This is a genomic window from Treponema endosymbiont of Eucomonympha sp. (assembly GCF_001028545.1).
Genome location: NZ_BBPW01000143.1, coordinates 1 through 1,683, shown reverse-complemented (window position 1 = coordinate 1,683; position 1,683 = coordinate 1). Strand labels below are relative to the sequence as shown.

The window sequence follows — 1,683 nt, the reverse complement described above, 5'->3', positions numbered from 1 at the left end:
ACACGAACCTTGAAACGCGCCGCCTCGAAATCGCCCGCGGCATATTCGCGGCGGGGAAGCTCACTGAATCGCTCTACGGCGCGGTAATGGGCGCGAAGACGCTCGCCGAGCTTGAGGATTTATGGGCGCCATTCAAGCGGAAAAAGAAAACGCGCGGCATGACAGCCGGCGAGAAAGGGCTTGAGCCGCTCGCCGACGCAATGCTGGAACTCGGCGACGCGGCTATCGAAGTGAAAGCGGCGGAGTTCGTGCGTGAAGACGCCGAGCGCCCGGAGCTTTCCGTCGCCAGCGCGGCGGACGCGCTTCAGGGGGCGCAGGATATCCTCGCCGAGCGCTGCGCACAGGACACCGAAAACCGCGCCTGCGTGCGCGCCTTCTATATGCGGACCAGCGCCATAAAGGCGAAGGGAATCGGCGGCGAATCGGCGGCGAAGACGTCGGTGTACCAAATGTACTGGGATTACGCCGAGCCGCTCAGCCAGATTAAGCCGCACCGCGTCCTCGCGGTCAACCGAGGGGAACGGGAAGGCGCGCTCGACGTTGACGTTGACGTTGACGTTGACGGCGCAATCGACCTGCTCAAAAAACGCTACACTATTAACAACAAGTACCACGCCGAGGCTATCGCGGACGGCTTGGCGCGCCTTTTGTCTCCGGCGGTGGTGCGCGAAATCCGCAGCGACCAGACCGATGGAGCGGACGAGCACGGAATCGGCATATTCAGCGAAAACCTGAAAAACCTGCTCATGCAGCAGCCGATTAAGGGCACCCGCGTACTGGGCGTCGATCCGGGAATCCGCACCGGCACCAAATGCGCCGCGCTCGACGAGACCGGCAAGTATCTGGGCTATTTTGTCGTCAACCAGCAGACGCGCCCCGCCGAAGCCGAAGCCGCCATACAAAAAGCCGTTGCGGACTACGGCATTCAGCTTGTCGCCGTGGGGAACGGCACCGGCACGCGCGAAGTGCAGGAAATCGTCTCCCGCGTCATTGCGGCGCATTTCCCCGGCGTCTTATACACGGTGGTCGACGAGGACGGCGCGTCCGTCTATTCGGCAAGCGACGCCGCCCGCGAGGAGTTCCCCGACCTCGACCTGACCATACGCGGGGCGATATCTATTGGGCGACGCCTGCAGGATCCGCTCGCCGAGCTGGTAAAAATCGACCCGAAGTCTATCGGCGTGGGCTTGTATCAGCACGACGTGAACCAGAAGAAGCTGTCCGAAATGCTCGACGAGGTGGTCGGCTCCGTGGTGAACCGCGTCGGGGTGAACCTGAATACGGCGTCGCATTCGCTCCTGCGCTACGTGTCGGGCATTAACTCCGGCCTCGCGAAGAAAATCGTCGCCTACCGGAACGAGAACGGCGCCATAACGAGCCGTGAAGACCTGAAAAAGGTAGGCGGCATGGGCGAAAAGACCTTCGAGCAGTGCGCCGGCTTCCTCAAAATCCCCGAAAGCGCCGACCCGCTGGATAAAACGTGGGTGCACCCCGAAAACTACGCCGCTGCCCGCGAAGTCTTACCGCTGGTGCAGCAGAAAAACGGCGTGCCCGCGTTGCTCAAAGAGCAGCTCAGGGAGAAATACGGAATCGGGCGGCAGACGGTCGACGACATTATCGGCGAGCTGCAAAAGCCGAGCCGCGACCCGCGCGACACGTACCCCAAGCCGATTATGCAACAGG

The 1,683-nt window shown here is 62.1% G+C and carries 1 protein-coding gene; it reads left to right on the top strand.

What is annotated here, in order from left to right; all coding sequences use genetic code 11:
* A partial coding sequence (locus tag AWU74_RS05395) for a helix-hairpin-helix domain-containing protein (protein WP_062328394.1) occupies positions 1 to 1,683 on the top strand: 1,683 nt, incomplete at both ends.